This is a genomic window from Bdellovibrio bacteriovorus (assembly GCF_001592755.1).
Classification (GTDB): domain Bacteria; phylum Bdellovibrionota; class Bdellovibrionia; order Bdellovibrionales; family Bdellovibrionaceae; genus Bdellovibrio; species Bdellovibrio bacteriovorus_E.
Map to the genome: position 1 here is coordinate 246,574 of NZ_LUKF01000012.1, position 19,321 is coordinate 265,894.

Sequence of the window (19,321 nt, forward strand, 5' to 3'; positions counted from 1 at the left end):
GAAAACCCCAAAGGAAACTTTGGGGTTTTTTATTTTCATATTCAGGCCAAGATCGCAGTGGGACGATCAGTGCTTTCGGACGGGATACTTCGTGCCTTTGATCTTTCCATTGCGAAGGCGGTCCATGGCTTGATTCACAGCCTTTCTGGAAATCGCGACATAGGTGACTTTATCAAGCACTTCGATTTTACCTACGTCAGCCGCTTTAAGTCCGGCCGTTCCGGTTAAAGCACCTAAAATATCGCCAGGTCGCAATTTATCTTTGCGCCCTCCAGAGATAGAAAGAGTCTGCATGCTTGGAAGAGTCATTCCAGTTAACCCATGCTGGTTTTTATAACCTAACGAAGGGCGAAGAAGCTTTCCACCAGTGAGTTTTTCAAGCTCCAAAAGTTTTAACGTGTCTTTGGGATTGGCTAAAGTGATGGAAATTCCCGAACGGCCGGCTCTTCCAGTGCGACCAATGCGATGAACGTAAGTTTCAGATTGTACGGGAAGATCATAATTCACAACCATCTCAAGAGCGTCGATATCTAAACCCCGAGCCGCGACATCGGTTGCGACTAGCAAAGTGATACTGCCATTACGGAACATCGCCATCACTTGATCACGCTCGCGCTGATCAAGGTCCCCGTGCAACCCACCACAAGGAACATCGTTTCTTTCAATGGCGGCAACAACCTCATTCACGGTTGCTTTCATATTGCAGAAGATGATTGTGGATTTTGAAGGATGTTGTTGCAACACGCGCATCAAAACATTCAGCTTTTCATCCTCGTGAGCGTCGTAAACGATCTGCTCGATGGAAGAACTTTCTCCTTCGGGATCGGCGATCTGAACACTGACAGGATTGCGCTGATAACTTTTGCTTAAGGCCTGGATGGATTCAGGAAAAGTTGCGGAAAACAAAGCCGTTTGGCGTTTTGATGGAAGCTCTTTCATGATCGCACGGATTTCTTTTTCAAAACCCATTTCCAGTATTTTATCGGCTTCGTCAAAAACCACTGTAGCCACATCATTCAGATCAATACGATCTCGCGTGATATGGTCTAAGATTCTTCCTGGAGTTCCTACGGCGATATGAACTCCGTTTTCTAAGGATTGCGCTTGGTCCCGGCCGGTCTGACCGCCAATGAGAGAAAGAACTTTAAGGCCTACAAACTTGCGACCCCATTTGCGGATTTCCGTAACAACTTGGGTGGCAAGTTCACGAGTCGGGCAGATGATCAATGCCTGAATGTTCTGATTTTCAAGATTTACTTTATTCAAGATGGGTAGTGAAAAGGCCGCGGTTTTTCCGCTGCCAGTTTTAGCTTGGCCCAGGACATCTTTTCCTTCCAAAAGAAGAGGGATGCTAGCCTGCTGAATGGGCGTCATTTTCTCGTAGCCTAATTCCTGAACGACGGAAAGCAGTTCGGTGCAGAGTTTTAGGGAACGGAAGTCAGTTGAATCCAAAGGAACCTCGAGATCGATTATTTGTCTTTGGTGTACCAGAATGCGGCCTGGTTGCCTAGGTTCGCCCAAGTTTAAGTTGCTTTTCCTGCATGAATTTCACATTGTAGGGCCATGAAAAACGCCAAAGTCGGTCTCGCCATTGGAATCTTGCTTCTGATCGTCCTTTCTTTTTACTTCTTCGCGGCTAGTAAAAAGGGCCCCGACGCATTTTTGCGTAAAACTTTTGTGGCTTCTTCTTCTCAAGCTGAAAAGACCGCTCTTTCCGAGCCACACACTAGCGAAGTTCCCGATAATGAAAACTCTGTTTCGCCTGAGTTCAAAGCCTGGATGGAAACCTCAGTTGAAAACCTCAATAGGTCGGTAGAGTCCCAAGAACAAACTGAAGAACTTCTAAAAACGAAATCGGGGGCATTGTCTGTCCAGGAAAGTCAGTACCTGGCGACGATCGCGTTGCAGTCCTCGGCCCCTGCCAACAGTCGCATTTTTTCAGTGTATTTGTTAGGACTCGAGGCCGTTCACAATTTTTCCGCGATCAGCGCCGTATTAGAAGCCCCCTTGAGCTTTCAGGAAAAGCCTGCGACCCATTCACCGGAAGAAACGCTGGCCATGCAGGAAAAGTCTTTGCGTCGCATGGCCATTGAAGAACTTTTAAAGAGCTACCAAAAAGGCGACCTTCCCCGTGAAAAGGCCGCAGCGACGTTTGAGAAGATTCCCGACGCGCAGTTGAAGAAATACGCCCTCAATCGCCTGGCAGAGCTGACCAAATAGGTGGCAGGCCACATGTTCCGCGAAAAGCATGTGTTTTTTGTAATAGGCCGCATTAATCCTGCGTTTTTTTGGTGATATTGTTCTTGAGGCGAATACACTCTCCGCCAAGTTCATTAAATGGAGGGGATTTTATGAACAAACTTTTCATCGCGTTAGTACTCACGCTTTTGGGTTCTACAAGCTTGGCTGCGGACTGTATTTCAAAAAGTGAAATGCAGACAATCGCTTCACACTTTTCTCAGTTCAGACAATTAGCGAATAAAGATTACTGCTACGACGGCTCGCAAACAGCGAACCTTCTTCAGGCGATCATGTTCATGCGTAAAACAGCGTTTGAACCGAACATGCAAAAAAGCCAGGACGAGTTATTCTCAGGCCGTTTTTCTTCTAGCTGGTATGACTATTTCATCGGCCGCATCGAAGACATTGACGTGCAAGCAAGCTGCCCTAAAGGTGTAGGCGCTTATGTTTATGGATTCGGCAACACCATGTACGTGTGCCCGATGATGTTGACAGAAAGTTTTTCGGCATTAGATCGCGCGAGCGTTTTCATGCACGAAGCTCGTCATATTGACGGTTATCCTCATACAACTTGTTCTCGCGGCGCGCGCAAAGGTCTTTCTGGCGCTTGCGACACGCGCATTTCTGATGGCGGCTCCTACGCGGTGAGCGTTGAAACTTACGCGCAACTGGCTAAGTACGCGACGGACATTCATCCGGCGTTAAAAGCTTACGCCATGTCTTCAGCTGTGACTTACGCGGATGAAGCTTTCGAAGTTCCGGTGAAAATTGATCGTGAGCAAAAACTTTTGTTGATGGCGGAATCGACGCAGCTTTACTCCATGGATCTTGCTGGCAACAACAAGCTGACGGCTTTAGGAAACGCCCCATTCTTGGGTAAAATCGTTCCTCGTGCACAGCACATGATTTTGATTCCAACGGATCGCACTCAAAATGCGCGCTACATGTTCGCTAATAACGAAGGTGAAATTGTGCAGTCTGCGGGTGACTCTATTGTTGAGTACAATACGCAAACTCCGGCACAACGTGCAGAACTTGCTGATCTGCATTTGGGCGCGCAATGGACAGCGAAGGTTTACACTTCAAAAATCACTTTTGCCTGTGACCCACGTTCACCGTCAGCAAAAGACGTAAAGATCCCGCAAGGGGAGGCTGTTAGCATTCTTTACACGAACGGTTACTCTCGCGCGGCTCGTTCGAACTATCTTCTAGCTTCTAATGGCCAAGTGTATGAGTTCGGTTGCAACGAAAGAGGTTTAAGCCCTTTCATTAATCCAGTGAATACGCCGATGGCTTCAGGACTTGTAAGAGCTTACAAAGTGAACGGCCAAGTGATTGGTTTGACAGATGCCGGCTCGCTTGTAGCGGTGAACGGTACACAAACCACGCCGCTGAATACGGGGCTCGACGGACAGATCTACGAGATCGCTCCTCGTGAATCCTTCAGCTTCATGGATGCACAATAAAAAAATCAAAACCCCGAGAGAGATCTCGGGGTTTTTTGTTTTTGAGGTTCTCGTTAATCAAAAAGCTGAACTCCTGCAGGTGAAAACTTCAGGACCTGGTTTTTCGCCATATCGCTGATATAAATATTTCCTGCGCTATCAACGGCGATACCTCGGGGGCCGACAACTTTTCTGCCAACGCCGGACGAGCTAATGGTTGCTTTGAATGCCCCCGTACTGCTGAATATGTGGGCCGTTCCAAGTTGATCAGCCGCGATAATGTCGCCATTGGGTGAAACGGCCGCATCGCCTAAAACTTGACCAAATTTACCACTTGCAGACCCCAATCCACCCGACGAAAACAAAAATGTTCCCGTGGGACTGAACTTCAGCACGTGGTAGTCAGATGCGATATAAAAATTGTTAGAGCTGTCGATACTTATTCCAACGGGAGCAAAAACTCCGCTATCCGGTGTACCCGCAGTGTCGAAGGCTTCAGTGACAACGCCCGTATCTGGATTAAGACGTCTGATTTTTGAGCCCGTCAGCGGGGTGAAATAAAGCTGACCCGCAGAATCCAAAGCCAAGGCGGTAGCTCTCATTCCGATAGGATAGGTCCTTTGCCAATTTCCCGCAGCATCGAACTTTTGAATTCGGTTGCCGTAATCAGCAACAAAGAAACTGCCGTCATTCATGATTGCGATAGCCCCAGGATATTGAAACTGGCCGTCTCCGTTACCGTTTGAGCCCACTTTCATCAAAAAATCACCGTGATTATCAAACTTTTGAATTCGGTGATTGTGGGATTCTGTGACCCAGATATTTTGAGAGGCATCGACTGAAATTTTTTGAGGAATGTAGAAATGTCCATCATCGTCGGAAAATCTTCGCACCAAAGGCGTTGGGTTTAAAGCACCGTCAAATTTTACGATGCCCATCAAATTGGAATCGGCGACAACAAGAGTGCCTTCCGAGTCGATCGTAAAACTTGAAACATACACCGGATAGCTTGTCGGCGACGTTAATAAAACCTGTTTAGATAGCCAAGTGCCCGTGCTGCTGAACCTTTGAAGACCACTTTCGTCTAAAACCAAAATGTCCCCCGAGGAATCTAGAAAAAGATCTTTGAGGCCATAGAACTGTCCATTTCCAGTTCCGTTGCTGCCGAACTTCATGAGGAATGTGCCGCTGGGACTGATCTTTTGAATTCGATGATTTCCAGTATCAGCAACAAAGATATTGCCGGCGGAATCAATTTTTATGTCTTCAATGTTTATGAATTGGCCATCGCCAGTTCCCGAGGAACCGATATTAGCCTGCCACTCTCCAACGCTATTAAATTTTTGAATTATGTGGCGACCGTCAGCCACATAGACATTTCCTGCTGAGTCTACAGCGACTTCTCTCATGTCGTTAAAGTATCCATTGTCGGTCGAACCCACGGGGGTCGCAGGTATTTGCATCAGCCACTCACCGGTCGGGCTGAATTTTTGAACCCGTCGATTCACGTTATCACCGACATACACATTGCCTGCAGAGTCTGAAGCAAGACCTTTAAGTGGATTGAACATCCCTTTGGAGGATCCGAATTCACCAATGGTAAAAAGAACATTCCCGTGTTTATCGAATTTGCGAACAGACGGTGTCGCTGCATCATACACCCAAAGATCGGTGCCATGGGCGAAGACATATTTTGGATCAAACGCGGCCCAAGGACTTCCTAGCGGAAATTTGCTGTTAAAGATTTTGTGATCCGAAGCGGCGGCAATGCTGTTACCCCGTTTTAAAAAGGCATAATACGATTTGGGATCTTTATATAATTTTTGTGGGCGAGTGATGTCCAACGAAGTGGGAAGAGGCCCTGTTTGCCAAGTACAACCGTCCGTAGAATTCACGTTCAAGCGAAGGCACCAAGAGTCATAGTTCGCGCCCGTCATAGTGATGCTGACATTAGCGCTAGTGAAAGGACTGTTGACTGAAAAACTGGTGAACGAAGGTGGAGGAACGATGGTTGCAACTGTGTCGGCAATATTGCCATCGGCATCAGTCAAACGCAAAGTCGTCGTACCTGCCACGCCCGGCGCAGTGAAACTAAGCCCACTGATCGATCCACCACCGCTAAGTATGGCAGCAGTCACAGGAGGTTGCCCTCCTGAATATGTCACTGTGGTAGTTTCTCCTGTTCCAACAGAAAAATCATTTCCGACTAAGGGTTCGTAAACTGTGATTGTCCATTGCGCAGTCACCCCCCAGCTGTCGGTGACTTCAATCGTTTTACTTCCGGAAGTGAGAGCGGAGTAATCACCGGAAGTCGCATCAATGGTTCCGTCGCCAGAAACAATCGAATATGTATACGGAGGAAATCCATTGGATGCCGTAAAAGTCGCTGTAAGTCCCTTTTGCATTGAGGTGCGATTCCCAGCTAGCGTAACAGAAGTCACGACGGTCACCATGGACGTGGCTGTGTTCCCCAACGCGTCTGTAACAATTACGGTATCAGCAGACGCTGTGTTCGGAGCGGTATAAGCGCCGGTCATAAGACTGATAGTTCCGGCACTCCCAACACCCATTGTGTAAGTATAAGGAGGCACGCCTCCCGTCGCTGAAAACAAACTTAAAACCGTCGTCAATAACCGCGCGCTCGACGGAGATGCTGCCAGCTCCGGATTCACGGTGAGGGTGCGATCAAAGGTATTTCCTAAGGAATCTGTCACGCGTAAGGTTGCTACTCCCGTGCCACCTCCCGAAGTGTAAACACCGGAACTTGCGTTGATAGATCCAGGACCCGATATCAATGAATAAATATAATCAGGAACACCACCGGCACCCGAAAGCGTGACGGAGTTATTTGCGGCAATAGTCGCGTGGTTCAGTGAAGAACTTAGCGCGGGATTGACAGTGATATTTACTGAAGCCGTATTCCCAAGACTGTCCGTCACTGTCACCGTCGCAGGATTTGAAGAACCATCTGGAGTGAAGGTTCCGCTTGCAGTGATGCTTCCGCCCGTCGCAGAAAATGAATAGGGTGGCACACCTTGTGTTCCATTATAGGTGTAAGCACCATTTTCGCTCAACACAAGCTGCTTTGGAGAAATATCTAATGAAGCAGTGATGGGAATTTTTACGAAGCTCTCGGTACCCGCACTGTCAGTGATCTTAACAAGAACGTCTCCAGGAGTTGTTCCCGGAGTTAACGTGTTTCCCGAAACAGTCGCATCACCATCAACGACTTCGAAAGTAAAAGGAGATTTTCCAGTAGCTGGAGTCAGGGTAGAGAGATCCAGAGTGTTGTCGACACTGAGAGTGGGCCCGGAAGAAACGTGGGGTAGCGGCGTCTTTCCCCGCAAGCTTGCGATATTTGCGGTGACACCGCAACCAGTGGCAAGCACCAGACTAATAAGGGCCATCCAAACGCGTAATAACATTCTATTCCCCAACACATAAAAAATGAAAACGATCCCGACAAGTGTGTTTTCCTACTCATCGTCATATTATTTTTGGGTACTGAGCTCAATGTACCCGGTTAGAAGGGGACGTCTCATAGAGAGTCGACAAACAGCTCTAAAAGCTGATTTTGATAAGCATCACTTAAGAAAAATACGTGTGAAGTGCTAATAACTGGCGTGTACCAAACACCTGTGTTTCCTGAAAGTCCCGGCATGTGATTTTTTAAAGCTGTGCCGTCGGCATTCACCGAATACAAACTCAGCATGCCGTCTTTCTCTGCATCCGCTCGATAGAACACGCGCGAACTTCCCGGATAAACAAAAAAATCATAGATGTCAGCGTATGAAGGCAGGGTGACTAGCTTGCGTTGTAAAGTCCCGTCCCACTTCACGGCGTAAAGATCCCATTTTCCTAAGGTGTCGATAAGGCCTGAGTAAACGATGGTGCGATCAGCATCTTCTAAGATACGCACGGCTTGTAATGTATTGGCATTGACCTGCCCACCTGCATACGGAGTTTTACTAATCTTTCTAGCATCGGTGCCATCAAAGTTAGAGCTATAGATTTCATAAACTTCTGGAGCCGATTCACTGAGAGTGATCAAACGTTTGTTACTTCCTTCAATAAGCGTTTCTGACCAACTGGTGTTGGCCGTGGTATCTAAGGAAGCGTTGATCGGATACAGAGTTTGTGTGCTGATATTGAAAGTTTTTAATGCCGTCTTTCCGTCCGTGGCCCAATCTCCCTTGATAATAGCGTAGGATGAATCCGGAGTGAAATTACAGTCTGTCGGCATTCGGGCCGTGTCGACGCCGACATCCACAAGATAGTTTGTCGCGGGAGTCGCGACATTCACCAAGCGCACATCATTTCTGCGAGCAACGGTGAGGTAACCCCAATAACAGACCCAAGCTGAGTCTTTAGAGATGGAAAAACCGTTGATGTCAAAAGAGGCTCCAATAGCGGCGTTCAAAGCAACTGGTGCACCACCTGTGAGCGGAATCATGTCCACTTCAATTTTAGTAGCAACTCGATAATCCCAGCGAACGACAATTGCTGAGCCATCGGCAGTGACATCCCATTGATTGATGGTTGTCGTGTGTGAATAGGCCGGCGTTAATTTTGTGTTGCCGGTCCCGTCAAAGTTGACGACATAGATGTCCATCACAGAGTCTGTGGTCAGGTCACCCATGTAAACGATCTTATTTGCGGACTCGATAACCTTGTACTGAGTGATGTTTCCACCCGAGGCGGTAATGGCTGCATTTAGTTTTAAAGGTGTACTAGCGATAGAAGTGTCGGAAATATAAAGTTCTTCTTTCCCAGCCGTGTCCTGGTCCGCAATATAGACAACCTTTGCTCCATCAGTGGTGACGGAAAAGCTTCGTAATGTTCCCCCACCCGTTGGAAAATTTTTGGTCATGCGAAGAACGTTAGATCCATCCGCATCAGCCGCATAAATATGCATCTCTGCGTCCAGCGTTGGGTTCTGTCGGAAAATGATTTTGGAACCATTTGCTGCAGCCATCGGAGCCGGAACGTCACCAGAAATAATTTGTGGCATCGTGATGCTCGTTAAAGACGGAGACGAAAGACTGAGAGACGCTAAGTACACTCCATAGACGTTGTCAGTGATTGTGTCTGCCTGAAATACGGCTAAGTTGCGCGTCCAATCAATGAAATAATTCTGGTTGGCAAACATCACACCGCCCGTGGCGATGGAAATGGCCGGACTGATTTTTCTGATAGAGCTGCCATCCACAGCTGCCAAAAACATTTCATTGCGGGCATCGACTAAAAGATCAGACACAAAAACGACTCGGTCACTGTTGGGACTTATTTTAATAACCGGGTAATCGTGCGCAAAAGTCGCGACAGAATTCGTCGTCAATTTCACCGGCGGTTCTGATCCGTCGACCTTCGCGCTATAGAGGTCGAATCTCATATCGTTGGTGGAAGCATAAGCAACTCCAGATAAATCCGCCATGAAAACCACGCGGGTATTATCAGGAGTAAATACGATGGAATCTTCTTTGTATCCGCCGTTAACACCGTTGCGTGTCGCTGCAACCGTCGTGATTTGATGAGAGTTTGTGCCGTCCAGATTAGCAACGAAGAGATCGTAGTAGTTCGCATTCGTGATCATGCCGAACCCTAGCTTGAGGGAATCTTGTGACCAAGCGTAGCTAAGAAGATCATTGGTGTTACTGGTGCAAGCAGGAGAGGCTTGCGTCTCTGCTTTCGTTTCAAGATTTAGAACAAGCAGCGAGTAACAACCCGCAAAGGGTCGATCGATACGATAAGCTAGGTATTTCGAGTTGGGACTGAAGGCACCGATCTCTACGAAGCCTTGAGTTCCCGTTGCAGAAATATTTGTGATTTCTCCGCTGACTAAAGAAACCACCGATAATGCCGTGTTAGATCCACTTAGGTAAGTTTGATTTTCACGGTAGGTCACCCATTTACTGTCAGCACTGACGCGATAACCAGCGTAAACACTTTTTCCCGCCGCCATCGTCGGGCTGATCTTACGAAGGTTCGTGCCATCTAATTTTACGGCGTACAGGTCAATGCCTTCGTCGGTATCTTTGTCGGCGCGGAAGATCACTTCTTCTCCGTTCGGAGTGATAAGAAAGTCACGCACGTCACCGCCGTTAACCAGAGTGCCGTTCAATTTTACTTGCGCACCCGAAAGTACGTTGATCGCATAAAGATTAAACTCGTTGTCTGTGGATTCAATGTCACCCAAGGCGACGACAATATCTTGATTGGGGGCTAATGCGTAATTCGTAACACCACCCACGGGATTGGCAGATGTAGGCCCCATCAAGACCTTGTCATCGGTTCCATCGATCTTCACAGAATGAAGTTCGCGAAGTTGAGCCCGACCAATAGTGGAGCGCACATACAAAGCCCGTCCATGTTTAGGTACGGCCGCTAGGAACTTCGCGGTATCTACTCCCCATTGACCCGAAAGAGGATTGATGCGAGTCAGACCGGTATTGTTGAAGTTCACAATGCCGACGTCGACAAGGTCGTCGTTGCGAAGAGGACTTGCCATCAGGATGCGACCGCTATCTCCGTACTGGGTGATGATTCGCACCGACGGCACGCCCGTGGCGGTAATATCCGGACTGATTTTTTGCCAGCGTGGATAAGCGATGTTCGCAGTGGCTGTCGTAGAAATATTTCCGGCAGAGTCGAAGTGCTGAATATAGAAATCAATGGAGCTGGCCGTTTCAGAAGAAAGGTCGAGTTTGATTTGCCATTTTTGCGATGCCGAACACACCGCCAAATATTCTTGAGAAAGCGACGTTGATACTTTGACAACATGGAACGGCTCTGAACAGTCACCACCGACCGGGTAGTCGGCCTTCAGTGACGACAAGGAATAGTTCTGACGATTATCCAAAGGATCCACGGAAACGACGGGCGGAGTTAAGTCCACAGTGACGGTCTCGGTGTCTTCCGATGTTTTTTTCGCTTCGGTCTCTTCTTGGCGGGCAGCGAGGGCGTAATCACCATCGGTGATTCCATCCAGGTCCATTGAGATAACGAAGGTTTTGTCCGACAGGCATGTCGTGTTTCCTGTATAAGAGCCTAATTGAACTTGCACTTCTTGACCCACGTGAGCACAAGAGCCCATCACAGAATAAGAGCGGTAATTCGAAGAGGAAACAGCCTTATTGCTGTCATCGAAATTCAAGTGCAGTCGGTTGGTACTACGAAAATCTTCGAGCGATGCATCCAATGAGCAGGCGGAAGTGAGAAGGCAAATAAGCAGAACGTACCGGTAGAGATTTGCACCCATGCAGATCTTTTCGGTCCATTAAGAAAAAATGTTGAGTATCAAATTGAGATTTTCCGAATGAAAATGGCGAAATATGAATGCGAATTTTTGCATCGCAAATATCCCTGTTTTGACGCAAAAGGAACGCCCGGTTTGCGAGATATTCCTCAAAAAAATACGACTAACGAAGAGCATATCCTCCGTCGGGATACAATGTCGAACCGGTCATATATGTATTCTCCAAAAGGAACAAAACGGTGCTAGCAACTTCGTCGACGGTCCCGACTTTTTCTAAAAGATTGGCTTCGCAAAAACTTTTAAAAGCAGCTTCTCGGACTTCCGCAGGTTGCTGCTGCCAAAGATCGCTATCAATAGTTCCTGGAGAGACTACATTCACACGAACAGGTGCTAATTCCGTTGCTAATGCTTTTCCCAAACTTTCAATCGCACCGTTGCAGGCGGAGTAAGCGGCACCACCCGAGACGGGGCGAACGCTGGCAGCTCCTGACATTAAAACAATGGCTCCTTCCGAAGAAATTTTTCCGATAGAATGTTTTACGGCCCAGTACTGACCCCAAAACTTGGATTTGAAGGGACTTTCGGCGACCTCATCGCTGATCTCCGTCATCATTCCGCGTCCGTAAGAAGCGCCCGGTGAAAATAAATAATCAAAAGAGTCTACGTTTTTGAAAAAGGCGGCTATAGATTCTTTGTTCGTATTGTCGATTAAAAATCCGCTGGCGGACTTTCCCAAAATGGAAAGAGCTTTATCCATTTTTTCCTGCGTGCGACCGCCGACGATTACTTTGCCGCCGCCTTTGATAATGTTTTCAGCAACACGCAAGCCAATGCCTGAAGTTCCACCAATAATAACAGCCGTTTTTCCTTTGAATTTCATGCGGTCTTCCTTTTTTAGATAAAGAAAAACCCCAGCGTCGGAGGGATGAACACTGGGGTTTTTGCGGCGGGATCTACTTCACGTACTGAATAATCGAGTCTTCTGCGAAGCGGACTTTTTTGAGATTTTGGAATGAGTCTTCAGGATGTCTGTATCCTAAAGCAACTGTAGCAACGGACTTCCAGCCTGTTCCTTGCAAACCTAAAATTTCATCGTAGGCGGCAGGATCAAAGCCCTCCATCGGGGTCGCATCAATCTTCAACATCGCTGCGGTTTCTAAAAGAAATCCCATAGCGATGTAAGCTTGACGTTGCGACCACACGCGAATTTTTTCATCTGGAGCTTTAGCTAAATTTTCAATCATCATACTTTTATAGCCGTCCAAAGAAGCGGGAGGGATGGAGCGGACTTCGGCGATACGATCGATATATTTTTGGATGTAAGCCTCGTCCATTTCTTCTTTATATAAGAAGACGACATAGTGGCTGGCATCGGTCACTTGGGTTTGATTCCAAGAAACAGTTTTTAATTTTTCACGCAGGGCAGGATTTTCAATGACTAAGAATTTCCACGGTTGAATTCCGTAAGAAGACGGGGCGAGTTGCAAAGAATCCTTTAATACTTCCCAATCTTTTTCTGAGATCTTTTTTGTAGCGTCATAGCGTTTTGTTGCGTAACGCCAGTCCAGAGCTTCTTTAATACTTGTATGAGTCATATATTCTCCCTGATCTGCTTAATGTAACAGATATGAGCACAATATAGCGGGCTTGAAATTTAATTGCAACAATAAAACGCACATTTAAAAGTCCTATAAACCGCTTAAATTGATTTAGGGCCCTAAGTCCTTAAGATTGTTTATTTTTAGGGATTGAGGTAAGATCTCTTTATGGTCGATCAAAGATTTTCTGTCTCAGTTCATATCATGACAGTTCTTGCCTATCACAAGGGCGAGCTGCTGACTTCAGATCAGCTCGCAAGTAGCATTCGCACGAATCCCACCGTGATTCGTCGTTTGGTTTCTCGCTTGGTTGATGCCGGCCTTTTGGAATCTTTCAAAGGAAAATCGGGTGGAGTAAAGATCTTAAAATCTCCGAAAGAAATTTCCTTAAGAGAAATCTACACGGCCGTTTGTGATAAGAAGTTGATCGCCACTCCAGATAAAGAACCTATGAAACAATGCCTGGTTAGCTGCAACATGGGAAAACTCATGGATGAAGTCGCTAACGGGATCGAAAAAAACTCGATGGAGTATTTGTCGGGAATCCGCCTTTCTGATCTTTGCGGAAAAATTAAATAACAGTTAACGAGGTTGTTGTGACTCCTCATCATCTACCCGAAACAATCGCAGCTTCGCGAGTGACTTTAAAAAAGCACCGCATTGAGCTTGCGACAGAAATGTTTCGTCGTGTGGATGAGGACCGCGAACGCTTAGGAAAATTTCTTCCCTGGGTGGCGTGGACCAAAGGTATTCACGATGAACGCGAGTACATTGAGATGACCCACAAGCAGTGGGCGGATTTCAAGATGTTCGATTACGGCGTTTTTCTAAACGACGGTGATGTCTATTTAGGAAATGTCGGCGTTCATACTATCGCCTGGGAGCACAACCGGTGCGAATTGGGTTATTGGATTGTCGGCGGTTATGAAGGTCAAGGCTATGTGAGCGAAGCCGTGAAGGCGTTAGAAAAAGTTCTTTTTGATGAGGGCTTTTTTCGGATTGAAATCCGCTGCTCTGGGGCTAATGCGCGATCGGCTTCCGTGGCTTTGCGCTGCGGTTATATGCTCGAGGGTCGTTTACGCAAGCACTGTATTGAAAACGGCCAAAGACGCGACACTCTTATTTATGCCAAGTTGAAAAATGGAAATTAAGAAAATCGACGAACTTCATCGCAAAGCCTGCGAAGAAGGAAAAGACAGTTACATAGATCCTGAAACTGGATATTTGGTTTTCACCGAACTCTTTCACAAACGTCGCGGCCATTGCTGCAATTCAGGCTGCCGACACTGTCCTTATAAGAAAAAAGAAAAAACGCCAAAGTAGAAAACACGTTTTAAGTATTGGCAAAATAGGTGTGGGTTTTAGGTAACATAAAATCTATGAAACTTCCTTTGACAAAAACGCAACAGAGGTTGCAAAAAAAGTTTTCACAATCAATCAGAATACCCCACGGACATCCCCGACGTGTCGAAGAGTTCGACATTTCTGAAAAAACAAAAACACAAGATTCTGTTTTTGAGGCATAGGACTTCTGTAAACCCCTGTTATCCTTGGTTGCAGGTGGGGTGCGTCTGTATGTCTTTTAATTATAACAAGAATAAAGACCATAATTCGCAAGACAGTTTCTGGACGTCGTATTCGGACTTGTTCTTGGGTTTAAGCACGATCTTTCTGTTGCTTTACGTGACGGCAAGTTTGCGTACGGGGACCGAAGGATTGCGAAATCAAATCGAAAATCAAAAGCTTTCCATGAAAGTGGAAGAGCTGGAGCATCAATTGAAGATGTATGAATCAGTCAAGAATGACTATCTGGCAAACCAGGCCACGAAGGACGAAGCGCAAGAGTATCAGGAGCTTATGGATAAGCTCACTCTCTTGCAAGAAGATGCTAAGTCGGAGAAAGACCGCTTAGTGCAAGAAGCTTTGGAAAACGAAAAGAAAGTCAAAGCTCTTAATAAGTACCAGCAAATGGTGCGCAACGTTCTTAACGCCAATAAAATGGCAAAATCTAAGATCATCAACCGTGATGACCTTATTAAAGAACAAGACGTGGAAATCGAAACTCAAGAAACAGAAATCGCCGACTTGAATCAGGATATTCAAGAAAAGAAGCAGCTTATTGCTCAAGGCGAGCTTAAAATCCGTCAGACTCAAGCCGTGTTGCAAAAGCGTGTGAACGATCTTCGTGCCGCTTATAAAATGAATAAACTCACGAAGAACTTATTCGAACAAAAAATGGCGCAGGCTCGTGCGGAAAGCCAACAGAAAGTTCAGCAGCTTTCGCAAGTCAATGCGCAATATCAGTCTCAGCTTCAAGAGGCGACAACTCAGTTGGGGCAAGCTCAAGGAGAGCTGGCTAAAACGCAAGGTTTGTTAGCGAAAAAAGAGGGTGAAGTCGTGGGCCTCAGCGGGCAGCTAGCTGAAACCAAAGCTCAAGCGCAAGCACGTATGGCGGCGATGCAAGCAGGCTTTGCGAATGAAAAAGCTGGCATGGCGGCCGGATTCGCGAACGAAAAAGCGCGTCTGCAAGCAGGGGTGGCTGCGGCTGAAGCTCGTGCTCAAGCCGAGCGATTGGCGGCAGCGCAAAGAGCGGCCGCACTTCAAGGTCAATTGTCTGATACTCAAGGGCAGTTAGCCAAAGCCAAAGCTGAAATTGAAGCGCGTAAAATGGTGGCCGGAGAAATTCAAAGAGGATTTGCTAAAGCCGGTGTGAAAGCTGATATCGACATGCAAACCGGCGACGTGGTTTTGGATTTCGGTCAAGCGTACTTTGATAGCGACTCAGACCGCTTGAAAGCCGAGATGAAGGGTGTCCTTGAAAAAGCGATGCCGATTTATTCCAAATCTCTTTTTGGCAACCCAAGAGTTTCAGACAAAATTTCAGCTGTCGAGGTGATCGGTTTTGCGTCGCCAACTTATCAAGGACGTTTTATCGATCCGCAAAGTAGCAAGCCTGAAGATAAAGCGGCGATCAAGTACAACATGGACTTGAGTTACCGTCGTGCGAATTCCATTTTCAGTTACATGTTGGATCAACAGAATGTGTCCTTTGATCACCAAAAAGAACTTCTGGGCCTGATGAAAGTTTCTGGTCGAAGTTTCTTGGAAGTGATGAAAGTACAAAATAGAAACGTCGCTTCCGCAGCCGAGTTCTGTAAGCAGAACGACTGTAAGAAAGCGCAACGTGTGATTATTCGTTTTAGCATGGATCAAAAGAAATAGGGGTGGGTTGTGACGTCAAAAGCTTTAGCAGAATATTTTATTATATTTCTACCTTACGCGATGGGCGCGGTGTTCATGGTCGGCTTCTTTTTCAGAGCCATGATCTATTACACGGTTCGCCGTCATGAGTGGTTTGCCAAAGAGTTCGAAAAACGCGTGAATCGTTTTATCGAAGGCGAAGTGCCGGGCAAAGCTCAGGGTGTTTCGTTTTATGTTCTTTCTAAAAAACTTTTAGAAAGAACATATTATGAAGTCTTTGAAATCCGCGATCGCATGAAGCGCCGTAAACCCGATTCCATCATGGCGACAAGCGACCGCGTGTTTTTGGTTCGCCAGGGCTGTGCATGGCTGGTGAAAGACATTCTTAAACAAGTGAAGTTCTTAAAGTGGAGTGAGGGAAATCCTAAACTCTTGAATATCACGAAAGCGACTTTGCAACATAATCCTTGTTTCAATCGTGTGTTTGGTGTGATCCCGATGGTTGGACTCAATGACTTGATTTCCATCCTGCCGGGGCTTTTCGTTGTCGGTGGTATCTTAGGAACCTTTATTGGTATCGCCGGAGGTCTTCAAGAATTAGGAACGATGAATCTTCAGGATTTGGAAAGCACGAAGAACATCATGGACCGTTTCCTTCATGAGATCTCATTTGCGATGAAAACATCCATCGTGGGTATTATCTTCTCGCTTCTATCGCACGTGACAAACGTGATTCTTTCTCCAGAAAGATCCTATGTGTCTATGGTCGACCGTTTTGAAAGTGCTTTGGATTTGTTGTGGTACCGCAGTGACAACAACAACTTCCCTGATCATGAAAGACCTTTTGATGAACATCGTGATGCCGTTGAAGCTTTGGCCGAGGATGCTCTGAATAAAGAGATAGGAAAGGCAGCCATTGCCCGAGGTGCGTAATTGAATAAGTTTACTGTCACAATCCAAAGGAAGGATCAGGTGCTCAGCCGAGAGGTGAACAAAGACTCGTTCACCATCGGCCGTTCTGTCGATTGTGATATCGCTTTAAACGATAATCACATCAGCCGTGTGCATCTTGTCGTCAATCGTCGTTGGAACCAAATTTGGATCGAAGATAAAAATTCGTCCAACGGGACGTTTATTAACGGAACGAAGATTGTCCAAGGCACGCCTGTCAATGTCGTTGTGACCGACAAAGTCCAACTAGGCCGTTCTGAATACATTCTGACTTTCGATCTTAAGACGGATGAAGTGGAAGAACCACTGCCTCAGGAAGAGCCTGTTCCCGAAGAGGAACCGGTTCTTCCGGATACAGTGGCGATGCCACCACCCAACACTCCGCATTTCCAAGCCGAAAAAATCCTGCATGAAGCAAAACGCAAAGCCGCGCAGATTATTTTAGAAGGTGAAACCCAAGCTGAAAAACGTGTTCAGGCCATTTATCAAAAGGCGCGCGAGGCGCAATCTCAGGCGGAATACTTTTATCAAACGCGCATGGCAGAGGCTCATAAAGAAGCGGATGCCATTCTTTCTGATTTCCAATCTCAAGGACGTCAACTGTTGACCGAAGCTCGCAAGATGGCTCAAGAACTGCGAGAAGAAGTTGATATGTACGTGCAGTCTTTAAAAGACAAAGCCAAAGTCGATTCTGAAGACATTGTCTCAGAAGCGACGCTGGCGGCAGAAAAAATGAAAAGCGAGGCTTTAGAAAGTGGTCGCTTAGCGGCGCAGACCGAAGCGGACAGTATGCTGCGGGGAGCTCGTGAAGAAGCGCAACGCATATTGGAATTTTCTCAACTGCAAACGGCAGAAGCGCAGGAAAAATTGCGTTTAGATAAAGAAGCCTTGGAAGTTCTTGCTAAAAATCTGCAAGAAACTGAAGAAAAGCTTCGAACGGCACAGTCCACTTTGACAGAAACGGATCAGCGCAACGCCGAGCTGACAGAAAAAAATCAGCTGGAAGAAGAACGCGCCGAAGCTCTTTTGAAGAGCGAAGCTTTGCGCTTAAAAGAATTGCATGACAGTGAAGAACTGCGTCTTAAGAATTTGCTTGAAAGTGAAACGGCGCGATTAACGAACTTGCGCGAAACCGAAGACGCGCGCTTAAAAGAAATTGTCAGTAAAGAAGATCAGCGCATTAAAGAGCTTCTATTAAAAGAAGAAACTCGCGTGAAAGAGCTTCTGACTTTGGAAGACTCAAAGCTCAAGGAGCTTCGTTTAGCGCAAGAGATGTTCACCCAACAAAACACCAAGCTTGAAGAGTCCATCAAAAACCTTCAAGAAAAGCAGGCGCATCTTAGCATGGACGTCCGTGACATCGAAGCGAAGAAAGCCCACTTGTTTAAGGAATACGACGCGCAGAAGATCTTCCTGAATGAAAAACTGGAAAAAGAAAAATCGCAGATGGTGAAAACGGAAGAAGAGCGCCTTGAAGAAATGCGTCTAGAAATGTCTAAGCGCCTTCAAAAAATGGAGCAAGATCTTCTGACCGACGTGATTCAGAAGAAAGCCTCTTTAATTAAAGAAATCCATGCCGCCGTTGAAAAAGAGATTGTGATGCTAATGGAGCCAGCTCAGTGGCGTAATATCTCTAATTCAGTAGAAAACCATATTAAAGAAGCCATCGAGGGCAAAGTGGCCTCGCTCGCACAATCGTCGACCGCATCCTCATCTAAACCGGTTGATTTGATGAAGAAACGTAAGTCAGAAAAAGTCCGCTGGGCGTCCATGGGGCTTGCCATGGGGGCGTTGGCTTATTTCGTCAGCCAAGTTGTTGTAGAGAAAGTTTCTTCGGATCAGGCCCCCATGCAAAGCCTTGTTGCTAAGGAGGCGAAGAAACGACAAGAGGATTTGGAAAAACGGAAATTCAATCCTCCGCAAGCCGAAGAAGTTAAAGACTCGTACACCGATGCCGTTATTTATACGAGAAATTTTCCGGAAATTTACACCGACGAGCAGTTTCAACAAAAGTTTTATAAATCAGCAGCCCAGTATCTGTTGAAGACCTGGCGTGTAGATGAAGATAAATCCATTCAAGTGATATCGACCGCGAACGCCTTGGTTAAAGAGCTCAATGACAAGCGCGCGAAAATTCATCCGGACTTTATTAAGGAAGGTATCGAGAAGATGCGCCAGCTTGAAAAAGACAGCCTGGTGCGCATGAAAGATATCTTGGGCTCTGAGGTGCGCGTAGAATCCTTCCGACGTTTTGAACGCAATTTCTATAAAGAAGAAGTGCAACGTCGTCGCATGGCGCAGCACTAATCATTAAAAAATTCATCTTTTGGAATATCGGGAAGTTCAATGATACCACGGCTTCCAAAGCGCGTGGTCATCGCCATCGTCACTCGGCGCAGACCCTCGATATTGCGGCCATTTTTTCCTAGCAGCACTCCGTAATCGTCGGGATGACACTCCACCTTATAAACTGTGGTTCTGCTGCCAGCCGTATAAGTGACGTTTACATCGCTTTCGTTCGTCAGCATGGTTCTTAAAATTGAAAGAATGATGTCTTTGACTTCGTCTCGGAAAGGGCGCATTTGTTGGTCCATTTTACTTACCTGCCGTACTAAAATTGCTTCCTCAAA

At 46.5% G+C, this 19,321-nt stretch carries 14 protein-coding genes; 8 read left to right on the plus strand and 6 right to left on the minus strand.

The window, feature by feature from the left end; all coding sequences use genetic code 11:
• Positions 1–66 precede the first annotated feature (66 nt).
• Entirely contained in the window at positions 67–1,452 is a 1,386-nt protein-coding gene (gene dbpA / locus AZI85_RS07890) for an ATP-dependent RNA helicase DbpA (RefSeq protein ID WP_063243558.1), read from the minus strand.
• A gap of 111 nt (positions 1,453–1,563) precedes the next feature.
• Here dbpA and AZI85_RS07895 point away from each other — a divergent pair, with 111 nt between their 5' ends.
• Together AZI85_RS07895 and AZI85_RS07900 are read left to right on the plus strand one after the other, a co-directional pair.
• A complete protein-coding gene (locus AZI85_RS07895; protein ID WP_063243559.1) occupies positions 1,564–2,220 on the plus strand; it encodes a hypothetical protein in 657 nt (218 codons plus the stop codon).
• Positions 2,221–2,351: 131 nt separating this feature from the next.
• Complete coding sequence (locus AZI85_RS07900) at positions 2,352–3,707, plus strand: hypothetical protein (RefSeq protein ID WP_063243560.1); 1,356 nt, start codon at positions 2,352–2,354, stop codon at positions 3,705–3,707.
• A 53-nt stretch (positions 3,708–3,760) separates the two neighbouring features.
• Here AZI85_RS07900 and AZI85_RS07905 read toward each other — a convergent pair whose 3' ends face one another.
• The 4 genes from AZI85_RS07905 to AZI85_RS07920 form a co-directional block, all read right to left on the minus strand.
• Entirely contained in the window at positions 3,761–7,111 is a 3,351-nt protein-coding gene (locus AZI85_RS07905) for an NHL repeat-containing protein (RefSeq protein ID WP_063243561.1), read from the minus strand.
• 113 nt (positions 7,112–7,224) lie between these two features.
• Positions 7,225–10,944: a hypothetical protein gene (locus AZI85_RS07910; protein ID WP_063243562.1), complete on the minus strand. Its 3,720-nt coding sequence runs from the start codon at positions 10,942–10,944 to the stop codon at positions 7,225–7,227.
• A gap of 160 nt (positions 10,945–11,104) precedes the next feature.
• Complete coding sequence (locus AZI85_RS07915) at positions 11,105–11,821, minus strand: SDR family oxidoreductase (protein WP_063243563.1); 717 nt, start codon at positions 11,819–11,821, stop codon at positions 11,105–11,107.
• Positions 11,822–11,894: 73 nt separating this feature from the next.
• Positions 11,895–12,536, minus strand: coding sequence for an NAD(P)H-dependent oxidoreductase (locus AZI85_RS07920; RefSeq protein WP_063243564.1), 642 nt, complete (start codon positions 12,534–12,536; stop codon positions 11,895–11,897).
• 171 nt (positions 12,537–12,707) lie between these two features.
• On the opposite strand from AZI85_RS07920, the gene AZI85_RS07925 reads away from it, so the two are divergent.
• From AZI85_RS07925 to AZI85_RS07950, 6 genes are all read left to right on the plus strand, one after another.
• Positions 12,708–13,118, plus strand: coding sequence for an RrF2 family transcriptional regulator (locus AZI85_RS07925; protein WP_063243565.1), 411 nt, complete (start codon positions 12,708–12,710; stop codon positions 13,116–13,118).
• 17 nt (positions 13,119–13,135) lie between these two features.
• The gene (locus AZI85_RS07930; RefSeq protein WP_063243566.1) at positions 13,136–13,690 is read left to right on the plus strand and encodes a GNAT family N-acetyltransferase; all 555 of its coding nucleotides are present in this window, start codon (positions 13,136–13,138) and stop codon (positions 13,688–13,690) included.
• On the plus strand, positions 13,680–13,862 hold the full coding sequence (locus AZI85_RS07935; protein ID WP_063243567.1) for a DUF5522 domain-containing protein: 183 nt from the start codon (positions 13,680–13,682) through the stop codon (positions 13,860–13,862). The genes AZI85_RS07930 and AZI85_RS07935 overlap by 11 nt, the downstream gene beginning before the upstream one ends.
• Positions 13,863–14,114: 252 nt before the next feature.
• Positions 14,115–15,761, plus strand: coding sequence for a microtubule-binding protein (locus AZI85_RS07940; RefSeq protein WP_063243568.1), 1,647 nt, complete (start codon positions 14,115–14,117; stop codon positions 15,759–15,761).
• Between the two features lie 9 nt (positions 15,762–15,770).
• A complete protein-coding gene (locus AZI85_RS07945; protein WP_253720904.1) occupies positions 15,771–16,673 on the plus strand; it encodes a hypothetical protein in 903 nt (300 codons plus the stop codon).
• Entirely contained in the window at positions 16,674–18,998 is a 2,325-nt protein-coding gene (locus tag AZI85_RS07950; RefSeq protein WP_063243569.1) for an FHA domain-containing protein, read from the plus strand.
• On the opposite strand, the gene AZI85_RS07955 is transcribed toward AZI85_RS07950, so the two are convergent.
• Entirely contained in the window at positions 18,995–19,285 is a 291-nt protein-coding gene (locus AZI85_RS07955; protein ID WP_063243570.1) for a KH domain-containing protein, read from the minus strand. The two genes, AZI85_RS07950 and AZI85_RS07955, sit on opposite strands and share 4 nt — an antisense overlap.
• Positions 19,286–19,321: the final 36 nt, after the last annotated feature.

Coding starts and splice junctions, on each gene's coding strand:
- AZI85_RS07895 (WP_063243559.1), top strand. CDS start 1,564: ATGAAAAACGCCAAAGTCGGTCTCGCCATTGGAATCTTGCTTCTGATC.
- AZI85_RS07900 (WP_063243560.1), top strand. CDS start 2,352: ATGAACAAACTTTTCATCGCGTTAGTACTCACGCTTTTGGGTTCTACA.
- AZI85_RS07905 (WP_063243561.1), bottom strand. CDS start 7,111: ATGTTATTACGCGTTTGGATGGCCCTTATTAGTCTGGTGCTTGCCACT.
- AZI85_RS07910 (WP_063243562.1), bottom strand. CDS start 10,944: ATGGGTGCAAATCTCTACCGGTACGTTCTGCTTATTTGCCTTCTCACT.
- AZI85_RS07915 (WP_063243563.1), bottom strand. CDS start 11,821: ATGAAATTCAAAGGAAAAACGGCTGTTATTATTGGTGGAACTTCAGGC.
- AZI85_RS07920 (WP_063243564.1), bottom strand. CDS start 12,536: ATGACTCATACAAGTATTAAAGAAGCTCTGGACTGGCGTTACGCAACA.
- AZI85_RS07925 (WP_063243565.1), top strand. CDS start 12,708: ATGGTCGATCAAAGATTTTCTGTCTCAGTTCATATCATGACAGTTCTT.
- AZI85_RS07935 (WP_063243567.1), top strand. CDS start 13,680: ATGGAAATTAAGAAAATCGACGAACTTCATCGCAAAGCCTGCGAAGAA.
- AZI85_RS07940 (WP_063243568.1), top strand. CDS start 14,115: ATGTCTTTTAATTATAACAAGAATAAAGACCATAATTCGCAAGACAGT.
- AZI85_RS07955 (WP_063243570.1), bottom strand. CDS start 19,285: ATGGACCAACAAATGCGCCCTTTCCGAGACGAAGTCAAAGACATCATT.